The sequence below is a fragment of the Ekhidna sp. genome (assembly GCF_965228795.1).
Classification (GTDB): Bacteria; Bacteroidota; Bacteroidia; order Cytophagales; family Cyclobacteriaceae; genus Ekhidna.
In genome coordinates this window covers 558,771-581,687 of the sequence record NZ_OZ245839.1, presented here as the reverse complement: position 1 = coordinate 581,687, position 22,917 = coordinate 558,771, and the positions used below count along the sequence as shown (strand labels likewise).

Genomic DNA, 22,917 nt, shown 5'->3' with positions numbered 1-22,917 from the left:
AAAAATTTTTACATTAGTCTCATGAATAATAAGCCTCGCGTACTGAAAGCTTTTGAAGCACTTGATCAGGAAATACAGGAACAGATCAAACTGGCTTATCCTGAGGGCTTCAAAGATCACTTGATCAAGTTTGTCAACAAAGACGGTGAATATCAAAGCGGACTTCCGTTTGAGACAGAAGAAAAATACTATTTAGTAAGAATGACTGTCGCGGAAGCAAAAGAGCTAATCGCCGAAGATGATGATTATGATGATGACGGAAACCTAAGGGATGATGTAAGAGAGGAGTTTGAAGATAAATACGACGAGGAGGAAGATTTCGAATAATAAAGCAGCTAAAAGCTGCTTTTCTATTTCATTTCTTCCGTTAAAATATCCGGCTTAGCTTCAAGCGTTTTATGCACCGGGCATCTGTCCGCAATTTCAATTAATCGCTTTCTCTGCTCATCTGTAAGATCTCCTGTAAGCTTAATCTTTCGCTTTATTTGATCAATTTTTCCTTTCGAGCTTTCGCTGTTTTCACCATCCTTTTTGTGAACTTTATCATGCGTAAGTTTTACTTCTACTTCTTTTAAATCAATTTTTTTGTGATCGGCATACATCCTTAGCGTCATGGCTGTACAAGCGCCCAATCCTGATAAAAGATAACCATATGGAGTGGGTCCATAGTCATCCCCTCCTACGCTTGGTGGTTCATCGGCAATCATCTGATGCCTCCCTGATATCACCTCTGTTGTAAATCCTTTCTCACCCACCCTTGTCCAAACTTCTCCTTCAGGAGCTTCTTCAGGATCATTCTCTTCAATATATCTTGCAGACCAGCTGGCAATGATTGATCCTGCATACTTAGCATCTGACTCTTTTGTCATTAGATGATCTGATCCATCAAGGCTAATAAAGCTTTTTGGATGCATGGCTTCCATATATATTTCCTGTGCATTTTCAATACCCACGATATTGTCCTGGGGTGAGTGAATCACCAGGAGGGACTTCTTTAAGTTTTTGATGACACCCTCTCTTTCTTTCTTTTCAAGATCATCTAAAAACTGCTTTTTCATTTTAAAGGTCCTTCCTCCAATGTTTACCTCAGCCTCACCCTTCTCCTCCAATTCTTTCCTTCCATTGTCAAGTAAATGTGTTACATGCTCAGGCGTGGATGGAGCTCCAATTGTAGCTACAGCTTTCACATTTTCCAGCATTCCCGAAACATGTAAAACTGCTGCCCCTCCAAGCGAATGACCTACCACTATTTGTGGTGCCTCATACTGTTGCTCCAGGTAGTCGTATGCATCTTTCAAATCTGACAGATTGGAAGAAAAATTCGTATCCGCAAAATCCCCTTTACTCTGTCCTAACCCCGTGAAATCAAATCGAAGAATGGCCATGCCTTCCTGAGTGAACGCATGACTAATGTGATCTACTGATTTTAGATTCTTTGAACAAGTAAAGCAATGTGCGAATAACACAAATGCCTTTGGTTTCCCAATCAATGGAAAATCTATTCGGCCTGAGAGCTCTTCACCTTGAGAATTTTTGAAAGTTACTTTTTTAAATCGCATGATTGGATGTATTTTGATTTATCTTGATGCGGAAACAATTTGACATCAATTGTGTCATTAAGCTAATGATTTCTATTTAGTGAAAAGGAGCTTAACCATACTATTTTTATTAACTGTCACCCAAATAGCTTTTGGACAAATCCTCTATTATGATGTGGTTAAAGGCACCAAAAAATTGGGTGATATGACCGTGAAGCGTATTGAAAGTGAAAATGCTGTTAAATATGAAATTGATAGCAAGGTTACCTTCAGAATACTTCTATCGTTCACGGTGGACTATGAATCTACCAGTGAATATAAATACGGACAACTGATCAAAGAATACACTCACAATCAACTTAACGGCTCAACCCAAAAAAAATCAACCATTTGGTTTGACGGTCAAAAATATACCCTTGATTTAGATGGAGTTAGAACAACATTCAAAGAACGCGTTGAATACTCGGTGGCTGCTATTTACTATGAAGAGCCACAGGACGGGCAAAAAGTATATTCTCCTCAATTTGGTGAATATCTGACCTTTGAGAAGATCAATGAGAATCAGTATGAATTGGACTCTCCGGATGGCTTAAATGTCTACACGTATGTCAACGGAATTTGCACTGAAGTAAAGGTTTCCAGGGATTTTGCTAAGTTCTACTTTAGAATGACTGACGAATCACTTCGTGAGATAAAACAAAAACGAATTAACGCCAGCACACCAGTGGTCGATTAAAGCAGGTATATTACTCTTCTAATTTAAACCTATGATCACCTGTATTGCTATTGATGACGACCCTCTTTTCTTACATTCTCTGAAAGCCCATTTCTCAGAATATGAGGATTTAGAATTGGTTGCAACATTTCAAAATCCAGTAAATGGAATAATGAAAGTGGTCAAATTCAAGCCTGATATCTTACTTCTTGATTTAGAAATGCAGTATCTCGACGGGTTTGAGGCACTTGATTCACTCGATAAGAAGCCAAAGGTCATTATGATTTCTGCACACGTAAATCAGCCAGTCAAAGCGAAACGAATAAAAATTGACAAGTACCTTCGAAAGATGCAAATTGATGGTCCCTTTCTTAGAAAAGCAATTTTAGAGGTGATGTCACAGACGTCTATTTCTTAAAAAAGGAATCGACAAATTCAGTTTTATTAAATACCTGTAGGTCCTCTACCTTTTCTCCTACTCCAATGTATTTCACCGGTATTTTAAACTGGTCAGAGATGCCTATCACGACTCCACCTTTCGCTGTGCCGTCAAGTTTTGTAACAGCCAAGGATGTTACCTCAGTGGCTTTCGTAAACTCTTTGGCTTGAATGAAGGCATTCTGACCGGTGCTACCGTCTAAAACCAACATTACATCGTGTGGAGCTTCAGGAATAAATTTCTGAACTACATTTTTAATCTTCGAAAGCTCATTCATCAAATTCACTTTGGTATGAAGTCTTCCGGCAGTGTCAATAATTACCACGTCAGCATTTTCTTCTTTTCCTCGCTTTGCAGCTTCGAATGCGACTGCAGCAGGATCAGTATTCATTCCTTTGGAAACAACAGGGACTCCCACACGATCACCCCACATGATCAATTGATCGACTGCTGCTGCACGGAAGGTGTCAGCAGCTCCTAGGATCACGTTCTTACCAAGCGCCTTAAACTGAGCGGCTAGTTTTCCGATGGTGGTGGTTTTTCCTACTCCATTAACTCCAACAACCAAAATAACATAAGGGCCATCTACATTAGGTATGTCAAAATCAACTAAATCTTTGGTGTTGTTTTCAGATAAAAGGCCAGCAATCTCTTCTCTTAAGATTTGATTGAGCTCTGAAGTATTCAGGTATTTATCTTTTGATACACGCTCCTCTATTCGATCAATGATTTTAACCGTCGTTTCCACACCCACATCTGACGTGATAAGCACTTCCTCCAGTTCGTCCAACACCTCTGAATCGACTGTGGATTTTCCTACGACCGCCTTGTTGAGCTTCGTAAAGAAATTTTGCTTTGACTTTTCGAGTCCTTTGTCAAGAGACTCTTTTTTGTCTTTGGAGAAAAAGCTTTTCAGACCCATGAGTTTTTACGATTAGATGGTGTAGGTGAATATAAAAAAAGCCACCCTGACGTGATCGTCGGAGCGGCCTTCCTTCTTTTAGGATTTAGTTTCTTACTTAGCTAATGTGTCTTTCACGTCACCCTCAAGAACCATTTCTTCTCTGTACGAGTAAGATCCGTTATCGCCCTTGACAGCCTTGATCACTTTAGCATATTTCGCTCCACCTGGTTGCTTAAGAGTTGCTACTACTTTCTTTGCCATGGTTACTTAATTTCTTTGTGTACGGTATATTTTCTCATGATCGGGTTGTATTTCTTCAACTCGATTCGATCAGGAGTGTTTTTTCTATTCTTCGTAGTGATGTATCTGCTGGTACCAGCAAGACCACTGTTTTTGTGCTCTGTGCACTCAAGAATTACTTGGACTCTATTTCCTTTCTTCGCCATTTTATTTTGTCTTTTCCAAAAAGGAGTGCAAATGTAGTGGAATTACTTGATTTTAAAAATGTTACCCCCGCAAAATTTGCTTTCTCCTTACTCTATTATTCTTTATCTAAATCCGGTAATACAAATGAATCAAGAGGACTTGGCTCTTTCATCATCTTTTCAATCTCCTCGCTCTTTCTAGGAGCTAAATCTGAAAGCAATTCATATCCATCCTCCGTAATCAATACATCATCCTCAATTCTAACCGCAATCCCCCACCATTTTTCATCACATTTAGCACCTTCCGGAATATAAATACCCGGCTCAATAGTGATGGCCATTCCGGCCTCCAGGTATTCGTAATTGCCTTTATCATGTACGTCTAATCCAATATGATGTCCTAAACCATGTGGGTAATACAAATGTCTTTGAGTAGCGCTATCAATAATGCCCAACTCCGCAAGTCCTTCATTAATGATTCTTCTGGCTATGCCAAAGTCCAGGTCTCTCTGGATATTTACACCCGGCTTGCAGGCCTTAATAGCCTCATCTTGTGCTTTATAAACAAGATCATATATTGCCTTTTCTTCTTTAGAGAATTTTCCATCAACAGGAATTGTTCTCGTAACATCTGCAGTATATCCATGATACTCTGCCCCTAAATCCATCAGTATCATCTCATCACTTGATACTTCCGGTTTGTAATTTTCTATGTAATGAAGAATACAACCATTATTTCCAGCTCCTACTATTGATGGATAGCCTTCGTATTCTGCCTGATATTTTTTGAAGATAAACTCATGAAGTCCTTGAATTTCGAATTCACTCATACCGGGACGCATGGCTTTCATAACCTCTACCTGTGCGATACAAGAAATATCCACAGCTTTTCTTAATAAATCCAGCTCCTCTTTTGTCTTTATTCCTCTCAAATCTTTCATGATTTGATCAAGTGTTTCCATATCAAGATTATTGGCGGAAGATTCAATCGTCAAATCGCCCTCCGTTGGGTATCCTGCTTTTGTCTTGAATGAAGCAATTAAATCGTAAAGGTCACCTTCCGTTTTTGTATCCCTCACATCATCGAAGAAGTCATAGAATAGTACCTTATCGAACTTTGAAAAATCAATATTGTAGTCTTCAAAATCAGTGTTATTGAACACTTGGTTGAATGCTAGCTTTTCCTTTACGCCACCAATTCCCATTCTTCTACCCGTCCACATCTCAGCCATTGCATTTCTTGGCTGAATAAAGATGATTTCATCGTAGGTTCCGTCGGGACCATCCTGCTCTTCTTTGAAAATCATTAAAACGGCATGTGGCTCTTTATAGCCTGTCAGGTAATAGAAGTTTGGATCCTGGTGGTATACATAGTCAACATCATTCGCTCGATTACGCACCGGATTGGCAAAAAACACTGCCACTGAGTTTTTGGGCATTTTTTCTCTAACCAGACCTCTTCTCTCCTGATGAAATTCACTTGACAAAAAGTCATCCGGCATGTCTTGTGCCATGGATGAAAAGGAAATAGAAATAAATGCGATCGCTAAAAACTTCTTCATCGTTCGTTAAATTTTAGTTAGCGAATATAGACACAGACAGATCTATTGGCGCAATGTCTGTCCAATACTGGTGGTTAGGAAGGATAAAAGGCAATAAAAAAACCCTGACGTTTCCATCAGGGTCTAATATCTTTTTTGGATCAACTTATTTGATCACCATCCCGTTGGCACGTGCTTTTTTAAGCACAGATGTGATGCCATTCTTATTAATGGTTCTTAGCGCTGAAGTAGAAACCTTCAACGTGATCCACTTATCTTCCTCTGGAAGGTAGAAACGCTTCTTTTGAAGATTCGGATTGAATCTTCGCTTCGTTTTATTGTTAGCGTGAGAAACGTTGTTCCCTACTTGTGGTCTTTTACCGGTTATATCGCAAACTTTTGACATCTTTCTCGTCCGTTTTCAAAAATGGAGTGCAAATATCGGGATTTCAACACAATATGCAAACTATTGTCCCACATTTTCATGATTATATGGACAATGTAAGCATGCGTTACCACAGCAGTATCCCCTCTTTCTGTGATATTGCTCAGTGAACACCATCAGGCCATTTTTGTTAATATAGTAGTCCTTTGGGTCTAATTCCACTTTAAATTGTGCCTCAGCGGTTAAATCGTTAATCTTGTAGAACCAATAATAAACGGCAAAACTATGATAGAAAATAAGACAATGAATAGTGAAGAACTTATAAAGTTGGAAGACAAACATGGTGCGCACAATTATCACCCTTTACCGGTGGTCCTTTCGAAAGGAGATGGCGTCTATGTATGGGATGTAGAAGGTGAAAAGTATTATGATTTTCTATCTGCCTATTCTGCAGTTAATCAAGGGCATTGCCACCCGGCAATCGTTGGGGCAATGACCAAACAAGCAGAAACGCTTACGCTTACATCAAGAGCTTTTTATAACGATGTGCTAGGTCCTTATGAAAAATTCATCACAGAGTACTTTGGTTTTGACAAAGTGCTGCCAATGAATACAGGTGCAGAGGCTGTTGAAACGGCTATAAAATTATGCCGAAAATGGGCGTATGAGAAAAAAGGTATTGATGAAAATAAAGCACAAATCATCGTTTGCGATAACAACTTCCATGGGCGAACCACAACCATTGTTTCATTCTCGAACGATCCTGTCGCAAACAAAAACTTTGGTCCGTATACTCCAGGCTTCATTCGAATCCCATATAATGACCTAAACGAATTAGAAAGAGTTATAAAAGGAGAAAACATCGCCGGTTTCCTTGTTGAGCCTATCCAGGGGGAAGCAGGAGTAATGGTGCCAGATGAAGGATATGTGCGTAAGGCAAAAGAAATCTGTGAGGAAAACGGTGTACTATTTATCGCCGATGAAGTTCAAACCGGAATAGGTAGAACAGGAGCATTATTGAGAGTATGTGGCGATTGTTCTTGCGAAGGTCATTGCGAAAAGCAAGAAACGTATACGCAACCGGATATCTTAATCTTAGGAAAGGCACTTTCAGGAGGAGCTTATCCTGTATCAGCTGTGCTAGCTAATGATGAAGTTATGGAGGTTATCAAGCCCGGTCAGCATGGATCTACGTTTGGTGGAAACCCTGTAGCTGGGGCTGTAGGAGTAGCTGCACTGAATGTTATCCGTGATGAAAAGCTAACTCAAAATGCTCGACGATTGGGAGACGTTTTCAGAGATCGAATGAATCAAATGATTGAGAAAACAGATCTTGTAAAACTTGTGAGAGGCAAAGGGCTATTAAATGCAATTGTGATTAATGACGATGAGGATAGCTCAACCGCTTGGGACATTTGCGTGAAGCTAAAAGAGAATGGTCTGCTTGCTAAGCCAACACATGGTAACATCATTCGTTTCGCACCCCCACTAGTGATGACAGAAGATCAATTGCACGAGTGTTGTGATATCATTGAAAAGACAATTATTGAGTTTGAGGTATAAATAGAATTTGCTCAGCGAAAGCCCAGTCAAAACAATTTTTCTGGGCTTTCGTGTAAAACGTAATTAATTACCTAAAAAACATAAGATGACGTTACGATTCTCTGTTAAAAGTTTATGGATTGCTGCAATTCAAATTGCATTTGTTTTATTTCTTACAATTACAATCAAATCACTGTTCACATCACTTCCTGAATTTTATCTCTCTTTAATATGGTTGTCAAGTTGGGCGTTCTCTTTAATTTTTTTAGAAGGTGAGGAGAAAACATCAATTCTTACGGCTGTTTTGATAAATAGCATGGCTATTACCTTCCTGATGTCAGTTAGTCCAGCCCAAGGGCTTGTTTTGTTGATTGCATCCTTTGCAATCCCATTTCTACATCTACTTATTAGAAAAACTAACAACTCTTCAATTGTATATTTGACTGGTCCTGCTATAATTTTTACACTGATTTATCTCTCGGAGAAATTTTTAATCTGATTCTATCCAAATTAGAAAAAATAGGTTTTGAGAAGTAAAAACTTCTCATTTATCGAAAACACCGAAAGCGGATGTCTGAATAAGGCCTCCGCTTTTTTATTTTAGTCGGCTCTAACCAACCTAATCATGAAATTCATTGTTTTCTTATCTTATCTATTAGCTGCTTTTATAAGCCATGCCCAACCTAGCATTATCGATAGTTTAAAGACCGAAATCGGGAATGCAAATGCCGACTCCAGCAAAGTAAAACTCTATTTGAAACTTCATGACGAATTAAGACTTTCCAATTTCAATGAAGCCGCCAAAATTGCCAGACTCTCATATAACCTATCTCAGAAAATAAATTGGGATAAAGGGATTGCATCAACCGGAAGAAATTTTGGAATAGCCTTAAACCTATTAGGGAAGTATGACTCTGCTGAATTGATCCTAAATGAAGCGATTAAAAGCTCAGAAGAAATAAATGATGTTTCCAACATCGGATATTGTTATATGACTTTGGGGAACATTCAGTATGACCAGACCAATTATGACGAAGCACTTAAGTTTTATTTTAAATCACTGGAGACCTATGAGCCAATTGAAAACTATGTAGGAATGTCTTCTGCTTTAATCTGGATAGGCATCATCTATCAGTATGCCAAGTCGGATTATGAATCTGCTATTGCTACCTATATGGATGCACTTAAGTACAGCGATCTTGGCAATTCCTCACTGAACAAGAGCTATATCTACAGTAATCTGGCAACTATCTATTACAATGAGTACGAATACGACTCAGCATTAACCTATTATCAGAGGTCACACGAAATAAAGAAACGATTCAATGACCAAAGAGGTATTGGTAATGACTACAATAATATTGGCAATGTGTGGTATGAGCTTAAAAAGTATGATAGCGCGCTCTTCAATTATGAAAAAAGTCTGAGCATCAGGAGGGAAATGAATGACCAAACAGGGGTTGCCTCTGCATTGATAAACATGGGAAAAGTCTACTCGGATCTGGAATTAAATCAAGAAGCTGGAAAAAAATTGACTGAGGGTTACAACGTCGCAAAAAAGGTTGAGTATAAAGAAGCCTGGCAACAAGCCTCACTATTACTGAGCATGCTCTATGAAAAGCAAGGTCAATTCAAGAATGCTTTGAAATACCATAAGGAATACAAATCAATCAGTGATTCAATATTCAATATAGCAAGCGATCGATCCATTGCGGAACTTCAAACCCAATACGAAACAGAGAAAAAAGAACAGCAAATTGAACTGCAAGAAGCTCAACTGGCTGAACAGGAAGCCACCATTTCCAGAAATAGAATCGCATTAATTGCTGCCATAACTGCTCTTGCGCTTTTAATCATTATCGGAGCACTTTGGAGAAATCGTATCCGCAAAAAGCAGCAGCTAAAATTGCAACAAACAAAACTTCAAGCCAGAGAAGCAGAAATCAAAGCCACCATCTCGTCACAGGAAAAAGAGCGGGCACGGTACGCCAGGGACCTTCATGATGGATTTGGGCAAATGATATCTGTTTTAAACATGAACCTTAAAAATCTGAACGGCAATGCTAAGCCTGATGAGCGACATAAAGTTTTTGAGACTTCATCAAAAGTGATTGATGAAATGTATGTCGAACTTAAAAACATATGCTTTGACCTGATGCCTCAAACACTAATCAAGCATGGCCTGGAAAGCGCACTAAAAGAATTTTCAGATCGAATTAATCAGACAGGTAACATCACCATCGAATTAAATGTCTTTGGATTAAATGAACGACTGGAAGAGGTCCAGGAGATCTCTATCTATCGAATATGTCAGGAATGGATAAATAATATTTTGAAATATGCTGATGCTGATAAAGTCACGCTTCAAATTACTAGAGATGAGGGTGAAATCACATTACTTATTGAGGACAATGGAAGTGGCTTTGATAAAAATCTACTCGTTTCTGGAAAAGGGAACGGCTGGAAGAATCTACTCACAAGAACCAACCTTATCCATGGAAACCTGGAACTTGAAACAGAACCAGGGAAAAAAGGTAATGTGCTGATTGTCAATGCACCGAGTGAAATAAAACAGACAGAGCAGGAAAAGGTGATGGTCTAAAATGACTCAGTAGTCTCTAAATACGCATATTTGGACGAAAAGGCCTGTTTGGAAGTTCATTTCCGCTATTAAATTTCTCAACTTAGGAATATGAAACCATCCGCCTTATTCACCTTTTTGGTTTTATCATCGTCGCTTTTTGCGCAGGAAATAGACCAAAACCTTCTAACCAAAATTGCTGAGGTAAGGAAAGCGGACTGTGACAGTGCTCTTTCTCTACTTCCTCAAAAACAGCTTGAAACACTACCTCCTGATGGGATTAAAGCCCAGGCTTTTCTCGAACTAGGATATACTCATTACTGCCTTGGTAATTTTGATAGTGCATTAAAAAGTTATCAGCAGTCGCTTGACTTGTTTATCAGCCTGGATTCAAAATCCAAGCCTTCTGAGATTCTGAATCTGATCGGTACCCTCCAGAAAAAGCAAGGTGACTTTAATCTGGCTAAACAATATTTCGATGAGGGCCTTGACTATGCGATAAGCAAAAACGATTCGCTAGGCATTGGCAACAGCTTAAATAATATTGGAGTACTCTTATTTCAGCAAGAAAAATTTGAGGAATCACTCTCATACTACCTCAGATCCACTCAGGTAAAATCTTCAATAGGAGACACGATAGGACTTAGCTACAATTATGATAATCTTGGGATGAACTATTCCAAGCTAAAAAAATACGATAGTGCCCAATTCTATTTCGATTTAGCATCAAAATATAAGCTGCTTATCGGTGACAGGGTTGGATATGGGATTGTAAAAAACAACACCGGTGAAATGCTTCTGGAGCTCGGTAAGCTAGATGAAGCGGAGAATTATTTTACAGAGGCGTTGCTCATCGCACGTGAAGTTTCATTTGCAGATTTCGAAAAGCATGTGCTAAGTATGATCTCTCTGGTAAATGAAAAGAGAGGAGATTTTCAAGAGGCTCTGAGCTATTATAAAGATCACATTCAGGTAAAAGATAGTCTGTTCAACGAGCGAAAGAGCCAACAAGTGGCGGAGCTGGAAACTCAATATCAAACAGAGAAAAAAGAGGCTGAAATTCAGGTTCAAAAAGCTGAAATTCAGCAAAAAAACATCTTGCTTTATAGCTCTTCTGGCATTATCCTTCTTCTGATCTTCTTGTTTGTTCAAAACAGGAAAAAATCAAAGTTAAAAGCGGAAAAGCTTCTTGAGGAGCATAAGCGAAAAGAACGAGAAGCTGAGATAAAAGCAGCAATAGCCTCTCAGGAAAAAGAGCGATCGAGATACGCCAGAGACCTTCATGATGGCTTTGGTCAGATGATCTCTATTCTCAATATGAATCTCAAAAACTTAAAGGAAGGAGCAAAACCAAATGTGAGACAACAGGTATTTGAAGAGTCTTCAAAAGTGATCGATGAAATGTATGATGAGCTCAAAAATATTTGTTTTGACCTGATGCCTCAGACACTTATTAAAAACGGGTTAGAAAGTGCACTAAAAGAATTTGCAGATAGAGTTAATCATACTAGAAAAATCAGTGTTGAACTGAATGTGTTTGGGCTGAATCAGCGGCTAACCGATTTACAAGAAATATCACTTTATCGCATTACTCAAGAGTGGATAAATAACATCATGAAATACTCTGACGCTAAGAAAGTAACGATCCAAATAACCAAAGACGAGAATGAAATAACACTACTTATTGAAGACGATGGAGCCGGTTTTGACCAATCACTTTTGGTTAGCGGTACGGGTAACGGATGGAAAAATTTAAACTCCAGGACCAACTTAATCAAGGGCACAATGGAACTGGAGACACATAAAGGAGTACGAGGAAATACACTGATATTAAATGCCCCGGCTAAAATGGAAACGCCTGAAGTCGTAGATCAAAATACCATGAAGCTGGTATAGCATCCTTCCTTTTCCTTCTTCTACTTTGATCACACAAAGAATGGAGTAAGTGGGAAAAAGAATGAATTTGCTATCTTTCCTTGGCAGAGAAAAAACTGCTAAGATGAAAATATTTCTGACCGACGATCACGCAGTTCTATTAGGAGGACTGATAAAAATTCTTTCAGCTGAGGATGACATGGAAGTAGCTGGCTCTGCCGGCACAGTTCAGGAGACTTTGGATCAGCTCACACGCAAAAGCATTGACCTTCTAATAACCGACTATAATCTCCCTGATGATGACGGTCTGGCACTTGTAAGAAGAGTAAAGCAGAAATATGATAACATCAAGATCATCGTACTGAGTATGCATGACGAAGCTCATTTAATCAAGGAAATACTGAAAGAAGGTGTAGATGGCTACATTCTTAAAAAAGATTCTCATGAAGAACTAGTGAGTGCTGTTAGAGCAGTGAAAAACGGGAAAGTTTATTTAAGCTCAGACGTGAATGCCATGCTCATGAAAGGGCTGAATGGAACAGAAGAACAACGTCTGCTCACCGATAGAGAGCGTGAGATTTTGAAATTGATTGCCAAGGAATACACCAACAGGCAAATGGCTGAAGAGCTCTTCATCAGCGAACGAACTGTAGAAACTCATCGCAAAAATATTTTCCGCAAAACCGGCACCAACAACCTGGTTGGCCTGATCAAATTTGCTTACGCAAACAACCTTATTTAGAGTGGTTTAATCTGACCGAATTCCCTTGGGTAGGCTATTTCAGTAGCCCATATCATGGCATACTCTTTTTGATTTAATTATTTATCCATCTACGGGATTCACGGTATATAAATATCCCCTCTGTAGTGGATTTTATGGATCAATTAATTCGCGAAAATTTGAATTACAAAAAATTAACCGCGAATTAAACAATCCGACATGAAAAATTTATTCAAATTAATTCTCAGCCTGTTGCTGATTACAGCATTTAGTCAGGCAAAATCGCAAGATGCCCTATGGCAGCTGGATTTTGATAAAGAAATCGAATGGACCAGTGTGACCGATAATGGAATACTGCTCGTAGGAACAAAAGATTGGAACTTACATGGCATAGATACTCGGGATGGAAATCTCCTTTGGAGTACCGAAGCATTTGAGATGGCTAAGAAAATGAAAGGTCCTGACGGCAAGAAAGTAGAACCTAAATACGCATTTGAAAACTATATCAGAGTACTTTCAGATGAAGATGTGCCTGAGGTTTCAGACTATATAGAAATTAGATTCTCAGACAATGTACAGTTTAAGCAGTATGCAATCATAAACATCCAAACGGGTAAAGAGGTAATCAGCCCAAAAATTGCAGATATGCCGATTCAGAAATTACCTCTCCTAGGAGAATTTGCAACGTTCAACTATAACGGAACAGGATATCTTCCTTCGTTGAGGATGGTAATAATATCTACTTCATACATCGACTACAACACGAAAGGTCAGCCAGTTGTGACCATAACTAAAATGGTTGATTTGTTATCACAAAAAGTTATCTGGACCAATGAAGAAATTGCTTCTGAAAACTTTCCGGCAGTTCTCAGCGATGGTGATATTGTACTTCCGGGCACAACACAGATCGCTAAAATCGATCCCAAAACAGGTAACGTAAAATGGAAATACAATACCGAGCATAGAAAGCAGGTATTCGAAAGCTTCGACTTAAGTCTGGATCTTAAGAATGGATATTTTTTTGAAAGAAAGAAAAACAACGGTGCTTTAGTGGCATTGGATATGAGTTCGGGTAAAAAATTATGGGAGCTTGAGTTAAAACTTAAAAACCCTCCTTCAATGACCGCTATGGGATATGGTGTGGTAGTGGCCGATGATAAAAACTTCAAGCTCTATGACCTAAAGGATGGAAGCGAAAAGTGGACCGCAAAGAAAATTGATGGATATGTTGTGGACCTTGGCGACAAAGGAATCTTAGCTACCTCAAAAGGAAAGTTCTTACAATTGATGAATAAAGAAACGGGTGAGATAATCTGGGATCAAAAGATTAAAGGAATTTCAATTGATCAGATCGCGGCGACAGGAGTAATGTACACGGATGCAAAGGGCAGGCTAGGCTACATCCAATTTGATGGAGAATTGATTTGGAACAAAAAAGGAATGCTGGAAGTACCATCGCTTAGATATAAGCCGGAGCTTACAAAAGAAATTATGCTCATTGATGGTGACCTATATGAAGTAGATCTATTAACAGGAGACTATAGTGTTCTTTACAAAGGGCTGACCAAAGAATTTGAGGGTGACGATGCAGCTCCGAACAGTGTTGAGCTTGTTGATGGAGGGTATCTATTCTCTGATGCTCAAAACATGGTGATGTTGGAGCAAAACGGAGACCTTAGATGGAAGCAGTATTGGTCTGCACCAGGATTAAGTATGGCTGCCAAAATAGCATTGAGAGTTGGTCAAGCTGCTGTAATAGCAATGGCAGCAGCAAACCAGGCACAATCAAGCCAGATAGCCGCTTACTCCAGATACGGCAGCAATGATTATTACAGCAAACTTTATGCTCAGCAGGCTGAAAATCTATTCAGAGCTTCCGGACAGATGGGCGCAGAGGTAAAAAAGCAGTTTAAAGCTTCAGTAACAAAAGGAAACATTCGAATGATTCTGACTAAAGTGGGTGAGGGTGGACAAGACAAAAGCTCCGGCCTGGTCAAAGTGGATCGAAGAACAGGTGAAGAACTGGGAACACTTCAGCTTGGAGATAAAAAACCAATTTATGATTACGATCTAGTCTCAGGTCAGGTCTTCTTCAAAGCTGACAAAAAGCAAATCATAAGCTACAGCTTTTAGTGAAGCATTTACTTGCCTGGCGATCAACCGAAATCGGTTGATCGCCTTTTTATTCAACTCTAATCTCCCCCATATGCGATCAATTTCAATACTATTTCTGACAATACTCTTTTTCAATGCCTTTGCACAAGGTGAGCTCATCATCAGGCAAGGACATACTGCAGCTATTAATATGGTAAAGTATTCACCAAGTGGTAAGTACATCTACTCTGCAAGTGATGATAAGACTATCAAAATGTGGGATGTGTTTTCCGGGATTGATATTAACACGTTTAATGCTCATGAAGCTGAGGTGCTTTCCATCGATCTTTCAGAAAATGGTTCAAAGCTCATTTCGGGAGATGCAGAAGGGTATGTGATCGTTTGGGACGCCTTAACTGGCGAAATGAAACAGAAAATAAAAGCCCATGATGGAGCCGCCAATACAGCAAAATTTTCCTCCGATACTAAAATGTATCTCACAGGTGGCGATGATGCGATATTAAAGCTTTGGGATTCCAACGGAGATACTATCAAAACAATCCAAGGGTTTAAGGCTCCAATCAAAAATTTAGCAATCTCGCCTAGTGGCGACAGGATAGTGACAGGGGGAGGAAAAAACAACGGGGTAGAAGTAAAACTGATAGATCCGGAAAAAGGTAAAATACTAGCAGATGCCCTGGACAATGTAAAAGGATCAGGCGCAGCACTGGCGTACACCAAAGTCTTAATGACAGGGTTTGCTGTTATCGGAAATGCTGCGGCTGGTAGAAAAGGCAAAGATTTAACAACCATATTTGTGATCACCTATCCAAATATTGAATTCACCAATGACGGCAAAAAGGTGCTTTTTTCATCTAATATCTATATACCATTTACTACTGAAAAAGGAGAAGAGGAAGACAATGGAAGCAGTAGTGTGCAGATCATTGACATTGCTGAAGACAGAAACAATTTCGGACAGGTTTCTCGCCCTAATATGTGGACCATTCCTCACTCACGCGGAGTAGGCGTGTTCAATAAAGAACAAACAAAAGTTATCGTAAATGAAAAAACCGCCATTAAGGTATACGATGTAGAAAATGCTGATTTCCCGGAACCAGGCACGAAGGATGCCAGGCAATATGTACCGCCTGTAGTACAAGAGATTAAAAACATTCCTTCTAACACCAATTGGCTGGGTTTATCACCTAATTACAGAACAATAGTCACATCTGATGATAACAGACAATTAAAACTATGGGACTACAAAACAGGGCGTAAGATTAAGAATCTCGAAGGGTATGTTCAACCCGCCACCTCGGTAGACGTTTTGCCTGATGGTAAGCATATCTTAGTAGGCTCCAAGAATAGAAATATGACCCTGTGGGACTACACCAGCGGGCAGCTAGTCAAGGTTTTTGATAGGTCTGAAAACATCACCTCGATTGATGTGTCTAAAGATGGAAGATATTTTGCCACAACTAATGGAAGCACCTATTCAAAAGTCTGGAACTTCAAATCAGGTCGTCAGCTGAGATCATTCAAAGAAAAAAATGACAACACTGTCTGGATCAAATTTGATGAAGATGATAAGGACAAAGTGTATGTTCAGCAGGAAGATGGACAGATCAACGAATGGTCGATTCAGGATATTAAATCCAAAAAATCTAAAATTACCAGAGAGGAAATTGAAACAAAATACGACCAAAACGGATATAGCATTTCTTTTGATGGTCTTGATCTATCAATCAAGAAAGGTGGTCAGGAAGTCATCTCTGATAAACAGCAAGGTCTTATAACAGACGCGGTACTTTCTGTAGACGGAAAATTTGTCATCACTACAAACGAATCTGGTGAAATAGCACTTTATAGCTTGGAAGAACGAAAGAAAAAAGCAAGCATGACACTGGTAGGAGAAAGTGGGTTTATTACCTACACTCCTGATTTCTATTACATGTCTTCAAAGAGTGCTGCCAAAGCAATAGCATTTAAATCAGGCAATAAAGTTCTCCCTGTAGAGCAACTTGAATTAAAATACAACCGACCGGATAAAGTATCTGCTGCTATTGGCTATTCATCACAGCGGTTGATCGATTCCTACAAAGCAGCATTTAAAAAACGCCTGGCAAGGTTGGGATATACTGAGGCAGATCTGGCGGGAAACAATGAGCTCCCGGTTGTGGAAGTAGATTATTTAGAATTGCCTCTGGAAACCAAGCAACGATCGCTCACTATACCAGTTAAAGCTTCGGATAATCAATCGACCATTCATCGATTACAGGTATATATTAATGATGTCCCTGTCTACGGATCTAACGGCAAGAAGATTACACCTTCTCAAAAGGTGGATCAAAGTTTGACATTTGATCTTTCATCAGGCCTGAATGAGATAAAAATCACGGCAATCAATGCAAAAGGTGCTGAGTCAATTCCTTCCACATTTGAAGTAAAATATACCGCTGATTTTGATAGACCGAACCTTTATATCGTTTCCATTGGCGTATCCAAATATCAGCAATCTGATTACAACCTCGCTTTCGCAGCAAAAGATGCAGCTGACCTGGTCGAAACATTAAAAGCATCTTCAGCCTACTCTAATGTGTATGACAAAATCATTACGAACGAGCATGCGACAGATACTAATATTTTGGCAGCTAAAGAATTTATTAAGCAGGCCAAAGTAGATGATATCGTCATTGTATTCATAGCCGGACACGGGGTTTTAGATGACGAATACAACTATTATTTTGGTACGCACAACATGGACTTCACCAATCCTTCAAGCGGTGGTTTGTCTTATGCTTCTCTACAATCGCTAATTGATGAAATACCGTCAAGAAATAAATTGCTAATGATGGACACTTGTCATTCAGGGGAATTAGATGAAGAAGATGTGGAAGAGGCCAATGAAGAAATTTCCAGTGCAGGATCAGTAGCGTTTAGAGCTGCTGGAAAATTGATCAAGATAAAGGAAAATAGTTTCGGCTTAGAAAACACATTGGAACTGTCAAAATCACTATTTGGCGACATGAAAAAAGGAACGGGGGCAACTGTAGTATCAGCCGCCGGTGGTACAGAGTTTGCCGCAGAAGGAGTCAATTCACAGAATGGACTTTTTACGGGTTGCCTGATTCAGGGGTTAACCAATCGAAGAGCTGATTTGAATCGTGACCGATCGTATACCGTGTCTGAAATCCGTGACTATGTAAGTGAGCAGGTGATTAGGCTAAGCCGAGGAAAACAGGTGCCTACCTCCAGAGAAGAAAATATCAAAAACGATTTCAGAATTTATTAGCCATGAGATTCTTATCCATAATACTCCTCATGATTGCCTTTGAAAGTCAATCGCAATCATACACCGTCATACATATCATTGGAAAAATCTATGACACACAATCCGGCAGCTATCTCGCCAAAGGGTCGAAAGTCAGTGAAAGTGCAAATCTGAAGTTTGAGACAGGTGGAGCTCGTGCTGCCGTGCTTGGGGCATCCAGAGGAAGGTTTGTCATTCAGGAAAACAGTTCTTCCACTTCACAAAGTGATGCCATTTATGCACTCAGTTCAGTAATAAGTCCAGTACGGGGTAGACTAAGCACACGGGCAGGAGCAATCAATAATGCACTGGATTTTCAGAAGCATTTCAATGAATCACCGGTTGCGTTGGTTGGGGATCAATATTCAGTGAAGGTATCTTCGGAATCTTACCCGATCACTGATCAACAATTTTTCTTTGCACAGTATCAATTGGGCGAAGAAAACATTAATAAAAAATTAGGAGGTGCAAACGGTAAACTTCAAATTGACATCAATGACTTTTTCTCCGTTGATGGAAAAGCAATAGATCCTTCCAAAGTAAGCAATGTCAAGCTTCACTACTATGATGCAGGTGCAGGAACATCTACCTTCATTACAGACATGAACCTGAGCTATATTTCTGATGAAGAACTTGAAAGTCTGACTCAGCAATTCCCGGATGACAATACCGCACTTTTGGAAGTGATAAATGCCATGTACGGTAAATGTTCTGAAGCACAACTTAATGAAGCATTAGGAGGACTTTAGCAGATTTGAAAAAGCCGGCACTGATAGCGCTAATTGTTTTAAATACCACCTTTATGATGGCGCTTACTTTTTATTTCATGAAGCTGCCCTGGCTTGCAAGTGATGAGAAATTTCTGATATGGGGAACGACTGCATTAAGCTTTGCAAATCGAGAAATTACCGATTCGGAAGATTTCGCACTCATAAATACTTCCTATGATTTACAATTAATTGATCGGTACGATGAGTTTGGCTTTCCGGTTGGAAATCAGGCCATTACAGATCGGCAGAAATTAACTCAACTTTTGCAGGTCATTAATCAAGCTGCGAAAAAGCCGAAGTACGTCATCATTGATATCCACTTTGTTGATTCAACATCTCAGGATGACCAACTCCTGGCCGAATTGCAACAACTGGACAATGTGATTCTATCCGCTCACATCAATGACGCTGGAGAATTAGAGAAGCCCCTATTTGAGGGAATCAACTTTGGAATCTCTGACTATTTGATAGGGAGTGCATTTGACGGTATTTATAAATACCAGCTTATTTATCAAGACACATTGAAACTTTTACCCTTAAAAGTACATGAGGCAATCAATGAGATAGAAAGCCAAAAAATGGGTCCCTTTATCAAAATGGAATCTGGCTGGACGATGAATAATTTCATCATGAACTATCGCGTGTTACAAAAAGACATTTACGATTTAGAAGCTGGCTTTAATCCTGTAAGCCTTGGTGAATTATTGTTTCTCACCAATGAGGATATTCAGGATTTCATCGCTGATAAAATCGTTGTGATCGGGGATTTTTTTGAAAACGACATGCATGAAACCATATTGGAAATCACCGCAGGTCCTTTGATCTTATTGAATGCACTGCTCACCATTCAGCATGGCGACACAGCAGTTAATATCTGGTTTTTCATTTTAATGACAGCAGCGTTTGCTTTACTTAGCTACCTGGTCTTTGTAGAGGGTGATATCATCGAGCGCTACATAAATAAGCTTCCGGTGAAAAAACTTACTAAATACCTGGTTGGGTTTGCCAGCTATTTCATTATGCTGACGGCACTGTCATTAATCACCTATTGGTTATTCAATATTCATTTAAACGTCTTTTTCATTGCACTAGCATTTTATTTTCTGGATCGTTTAGTAGGTTACATTTTTTATGCTAATACAGTGAAGAAAGAATCATGAATTTTGGTGAGACTAATTCATGACTGATGCCCCGGTGATCTTTCATCGGGGTTTTCATTTTATTACCATCAGGCACTGATAACAAATACCATATACATGGGATTGAAATGCCAGTCATATGATTAGATCTTTGAAATAAAAATCATGAACTGGAAAGCTGTTATACTTATTGGGTGTTCTTTATTCTTTAGCTGTGGTGAGGATGACTCTTGTGGAGAAAAAGGGAATGCAAATGGAGAGTGTTTAGATGTCTCCATAGATTATGATGTTTTCGATTTAAGTGGAAGTAGAGCCACACCAACAACCTCAGAATATATGCTGGTGACATATCAGTTTGGACCTGGAAGCCCACGATTTAGTTTTGCATTATGGGCAAATCAATACGATGATGAAATATTAGATGAAGAAGGTGAGAATTATTTATTTGAACGAAATAAAGGGTACAATGCAGCTACAATGACTTTTAACGGTGACTTCAATACAACCGGAAAAGTGACCACTATTTTTTCTAAAATTGATAGAGAAAATGGACTTGTTTCAGGATCATTTACTTGGGCTCAAGATGAAAATGATTTTGTTGATGCTGATTCTTTCTCCGGCACATTTACAGATGTTGAAGTTAGCTTCGAGTAAACAATTCGCTTTTAAATATTAACGCAACCCTCTTCATACATTGAAGAGGGTTTTTTATTGGCTCCAGCGTTTTTGAAGTATAATTGCAGCTATATACTAATCGTAGATTTATGGCAGACGTAAGACACAACTGGACACTGGAGGAAATCTCAGAAATTTATCATAAACCACTGATGGAACTGGTATTCGAGGCAGCTACTATGCATCGGAAATATCACGATCCTAAAGAGGTTCAGGTGAGTAGCTTGATTTCTATAAAAACCGGTGGATGTCCGGAAGATTGTGCGTACTGTCCACAGGCAGCTCGCTATCACACAGACGTGAAAGTGCATAAGCTGATGGAGGTAGAAGAAGTAAGGGCGCAGGCAGAAAGTGCCAAAGCAAATGGAGCTTCAAGAATGTGCCTTGGTGCTGCATGGAGAGAGGTGAGAGATAACCGTGATTTTGATAAAGTGCTGAACATGGTAAAAACCGTGAATAGCATGGATATGGAAGTGTGCTGTACGCTCGGGATGGTATCCGAAGAGCAAGCAAAAAAATTAGCAGATGCAGGGCTTTATGCTTACAATCACAACATTGATACTTCAGAAGCTTACTATGACGACATCATTTCTACCAGAGAATATGATGATCGTTTGAAGACCATTGATAATGTGCGAAAAGCGAAAATCAGTGTATGCTCAGGCGGTATCATCGGTATGGGTGAATCAGCCGAAGACAGAATGGGAATGCTGTTGACCCTTGCTAACATGGATCAGCACCCAGAATCTGTTCCGGTGAATGCATTGGTTCCTGTAGAAGGAACGCCACTTGCTGAGCAGCCGAGAGTTGCGGCTCATGAATTGATCCGCATGATCGCGACAGCCAGATTGGTAATGCCGGCATCAGTCGTTCGCTTATCAGCAGGGCGGGAAGGAATGAGCCTAACCGAGCAAGCACTTTGCTTTATGGCCGGAGCTAATTCTATTTTTGCGGGTGATAAGTTGCTCACCACGCCCAACCCGGATTTCAACGACGACAAGGAAATGTTCGATCTTTTGGGCCTACAGCCAAGAGAAGCATTTAAAGAAGTAAAGAAAGAGACAGAAGTCGAGGCTTAGAAAACTTTCCCCCTTTGGAGGGGGTTAGGGGGAGGAATGAACATCTACCAAAAAGCACTCGAAGAACGAAAACAGCAACACCTGTTGCGTACACTTCCTCTTCCTCCGGAAGGAGTTGATTTTTATTCCAATGACTATCTGGGCCTAGCTCAATCTCAAAACCTAAGCTTAGTCATCGAAGAAGAATGCAGAAATGCACCAAAACTCAATGGCGCAACAGGATCACGTTTGCTAAGCGGCAATAGCGAATACGCCGAAGAAGTCGAAAATGAAATCGCCAAATTTCACAAGGCAGAAAGTGCATTGATCTACGCTTCGGGATATATGGCTAATCTTGGATTAATCTCAAGCCTAGCCCTCAAAGACACCACTCTTCTGTGTGACGAATTAATGCACGCAAGCCTGATTGACGGTGTGCGGCTGGGGCATGCAAAGAAGGTGAGATTCAAACACAATGATTTAGATGATTTCACAGAAAAGCTAAAAAAAGCAGATGGCCAGGTAATTGTACTTGTAGAATCCGTTTACAGCATGGACGGAGATATCTGCCCAATTGAAGAGATGGCAGCACTATGCAATGATCATGAAGCACTACTCATTGTGGATGAAGCACACGCTTTCGGGCTTTATGGAGAAAATGGAGAGGGACTGGTTCAGAGCTTGCTACTAGAAGATCAGGTTTTCGCACGAATAGTGACTTATGGAAAAGCTCCGGGCATTCACGGTGCAGCGGTGGTGGGTCCATCGTGGCTGAAAGAATATCAGGTAAATTTTTCACGTTCTATGATTTTTTCTACTGCCCCAGCTAATCATCACTTTTCCAGTATTGCCGCGATGTACAATCATCTATCCAAGTGTGGGCCTGACCGAAATCTGTTAAAAGAAAACATTGCGTATTTCGTAGGTAAAAGAAAAGAGTCAGGTGGTCAATGGCTTGATTCCGAAACACACATTCAATCCTTAATCGTACCTGGTAATAAAGAAGTGGTTGAACTGGCTGAAAAATTGAAAGAAGCCGAAATCAATGCACTTCCTATCCGAAAACCCAGCGTGGCTGAGGGGAAAGAACGAATAAGATTCTGCCTTCATTCCTATAATACCGTGGAAGAAATAGATTTGTTGTTTAGAGTTCTTACATCCCCCTAACCCCCTTCAAAGGGGGACTTCTTCAATTTTAAGAG

At 39.7% G+C, this 22,917-nt stretch carries 21 protein-coding genes; 14 read left to right on the top strand and 7 right to left on the bottom strand.

Annotated elements, in window-relative coordinates:
- Window positions 1–21 precede the first annotated feature (21 nt).
- On the top strand, window positions 22–327 hold the full coding sequence (locus tag ACQK2H_RS02615) for a hypothetical protein (RefSeq protein WP_425389920.1): 306 nt from the start codon (window positions 22–24) through the stop codon (window positions 325–327).
- Window positions 328–350: 23 nt separating this feature from the next.
- Here the strand turns inward: ACQK2H_RS02615 and ACQK2H_RS02610 are convergent, their stop codons facing one another.
- Complete coding sequence (locus ACQK2H_RS02610; protein WP_425389919.1) at window positions 351–1,559, bottom strand: alpha/beta fold hydrolase; 1,209 nt, start codon at window positions 1,557–1,559, stop codon at window positions 351–353.
- Between the two features lie 79 nt (window positions 1,560–1,638).
- Between ACQK2H_RS02610 and ACQK2H_RS02605 the strand changes: the two genes are divergently transcribed.
- Together ACQK2H_RS02605 and ACQK2H_RS02600 are read left to right on the top strand one after the other, a co-directional pair.
- Window positions 1,639–2,274 carry a DUF6134 family protein gene (locus ACQK2H_RS02605; protein WP_425389918.1) on the top strand — a complete coding sequence of 212 codons (636 nt, stop codon included), beginning with the start codon at window positions 1,639–1,641 and terminating at the stop codon, window positions 2,272–2,274.
- A gap of 31 nt (window positions 2,275–2,305) precedes the next feature.
- Window positions 2,306–2,671, top strand: coding sequence for a LytR/AlgR family response regulator transcription factor (locus tag ACQK2H_RS02600; protein WP_425389917.1), 366 nt, complete (start codon window positions 2,306–2,308; stop codon window positions 2,669–2,671).
- On the opposite strand, the gene ftsY is transcribed toward ACQK2H_RS02600, so the two are convergent.
- From ftsY to ACQK2H_RS02570, 6 genes are all read right to left on the bottom strand, one after another.
- Window positions 2,661–3,614 (bottom strand): signal recognition particle-docking protein FtsY, encoded by a 954-nt coding sequence (ftsY, locus tag ACQK2H_RS02595; protein ID WP_425389916.1) that lies wholly within the window; start codon window positions 3,612–3,614, stop codon window positions 2,661–2,663. The two genes, ACQK2H_RS02600 and ftsY, sit on opposite strands and share 11 nt — an antisense overlap.
- Before the next feature lie 93 nt (window positions 3,615–3,707).
- Window positions 3,708–3,857: a DUF4295 family protein gene (locus ACQK2H_RS02590; RefSeq protein ID WP_425389915.1), complete on the bottom strand. Its 150-nt coding sequence runs from the start codon at window positions 3,855–3,857 to the stop codon at window positions 3,708–3,710.
- Between the two features lie 2 nt (window positions 3,858–3,859).
- The gene (gene rpmG, locus ACQK2H_RS02585; protein ID WP_370088773.1) at window positions 3,860–4,042 is read right to left on the bottom strand and encodes a 50S ribosomal protein L33; all 183 of its coding nucleotides are present in this window, start codon (window positions 4,040–4,042) and stop codon (window positions 3,860–3,862) included.
- 95 nt (window positions 4,043–4,137) lie between these two features.
- Entirely contained in the window at window positions 4,138–5,583 is a 1,446-nt protein-coding gene (locus ACQK2H_RS02580) for an aminopeptidase P family protein (protein ID WP_425389914.1), read from the bottom strand.
- A gap of 145 nt (window positions 5,584–5,728) precedes the next feature.
- Complete coding sequence (gene rpmB / locus ACQK2H_RS02575; RefSeq protein ID WP_350219144.1) at window positions 5,729–5,968, bottom strand: 50S ribosomal protein L28; 240 nt, start codon at window positions 5,966–5,968, stop codon at window positions 5,729–5,731.
- A 60-nt stretch (window positions 5,969–6,028) separates the two neighbouring features.
- Window positions 6,029–6,289, bottom strand: a complete 261-nt coding sequence (locus tag ACQK2H_RS02570) for a DUF5522 domain-containing protein (protein WP_425389913.1) — start codon at window positions 6,287–6,289, stop codon at window positions 6,029–6,031.
- Here ACQK2H_RS02570 and rocD point away from each other — a divergent pair.
- From rocD to ACQK2H_RS02515, 11 genes are all read left to right on the top strand, one after another.
- On the top strand, window positions 6,233–7,510 hold the full coding sequence (gene rocD, locus ACQK2H_RS02565) for an ornithine--oxo-acid transaminase (protein ID WP_425389912.1): 1,278 nt from the start codon (window positions 6,233–6,235) through the stop codon (window positions 7,508–7,510). The genes ACQK2H_RS02570 and rocD overlap by 57 nt on opposite strands.
- 604 nt (window positions 7,511–8,114) lie before the next feature.
- Window positions 8,115–10,091: a tetratricopeptide repeat-containing sensor histidine kinase gene (locus ACQK2H_RS02560; protein ID WP_425389911.1), complete on the top strand. Its 1,977-nt coding sequence runs from the start codon at window positions 8,115–8,117 to the stop codon at window positions 10,089–10,091.
- A 90-nt stretch (window positions 10,092–10,181) separates the two neighbouring features.
- Complete coding sequence (locus ACQK2H_RS02555) at window positions 10,182–11,966, top strand: tetratricopeptide repeat-containing sensor histidine kinase (RefSeq protein ID WP_425389910.1); 1,785 nt, start codon at window positions 10,182–10,184, stop codon at window positions 11,964–11,966.
- A 103-nt stretch (window positions 11,967–12,069) separates the two neighbouring features.
- A complete protein-coding gene (locus ACQK2H_RS02550) occupies window positions 12,070–12,687 on the top strand; it encodes a response regulator (protein ID WP_425389909.1) in 618 nt (205 codons plus the stop codon).
- Between the two features lie 198 nt (window positions 12,688–12,885).
- Entirely contained in the window at window positions 12,886–14,799 is a 1,914-nt protein-coding gene (locus ACQK2H_RS02545) for a PQQ-binding-like beta-propeller repeat protein (RefSeq protein WP_425389908.1), read from the top strand.
- Between the two features lie 73 nt (window positions 14,800–14,872).
- Entirely contained in the window at window positions 14,873–18,055 is a 3,183-nt protein-coding gene (locus ACQK2H_RS02540) for a caspase family protein (RefSeq protein WP_425389907.1), read from the top strand.
- A gap of 2 nt (window positions 18,056–18,057) precedes the next feature.
- Window positions 18,058–18,822, top strand: coding sequence for a hypothetical protein (locus ACQK2H_RS02535; RefSeq protein ID WP_425389906.1), 765 nt, complete (start codon window positions 18,058–18,060; stop codon window positions 18,820–18,822).
- Window positions 18,823–18,827: 5 nt separating this feature from the next.
- Complete coding sequence (locus ACQK2H_RS02530) at window positions 18,828–20,003, top strand: CHASE2 domain-containing protein (RefSeq protein ID WP_425389905.1); 1,176 nt, start codon at window positions 18,828–18,830, stop codon at window positions 20,001–20,003.
- Between the two features lie 144 nt (window positions 20,004–20,147).
- Complete coding sequence (locus ACQK2H_RS02525) at window positions 20,148–20,636, top strand: hypothetical protein (RefSeq protein ID WP_425389904.1); 489 nt, start codon at window positions 20,148–20,150, stop codon at window positions 20,634–20,636.
- A gap of 110 nt (window positions 20,637–20,746) precedes the next feature.
- Window positions 20,747–21,736 (top strand): biotin synthase BioB, encoded by a 990-nt coding sequence (bioB, locus tag ACQK2H_RS02520; RefSeq protein WP_425389903.1) that lies wholly within the window; start codon window positions 20,747–20,749, stop codon window positions 21,734–21,736.
- 36 nt (window positions 21,737–21,772) lie between these two features.
- The gene (locus ACQK2H_RS02515) at window positions 21,773–22,882 is read left to right on the top strand and encodes an aminotransferase class I/II-fold pyridoxal phosphate-dependent enzyme (RefSeq protein ID WP_425389902.1); all 1,110 of its coding nucleotides are present in this window, start codon (window positions 21,773–21,775) and stop codon (window positions 22,880–22,882) included.
- Window positions 22,883–22,917: the final 35 nt, after the last annotated feature.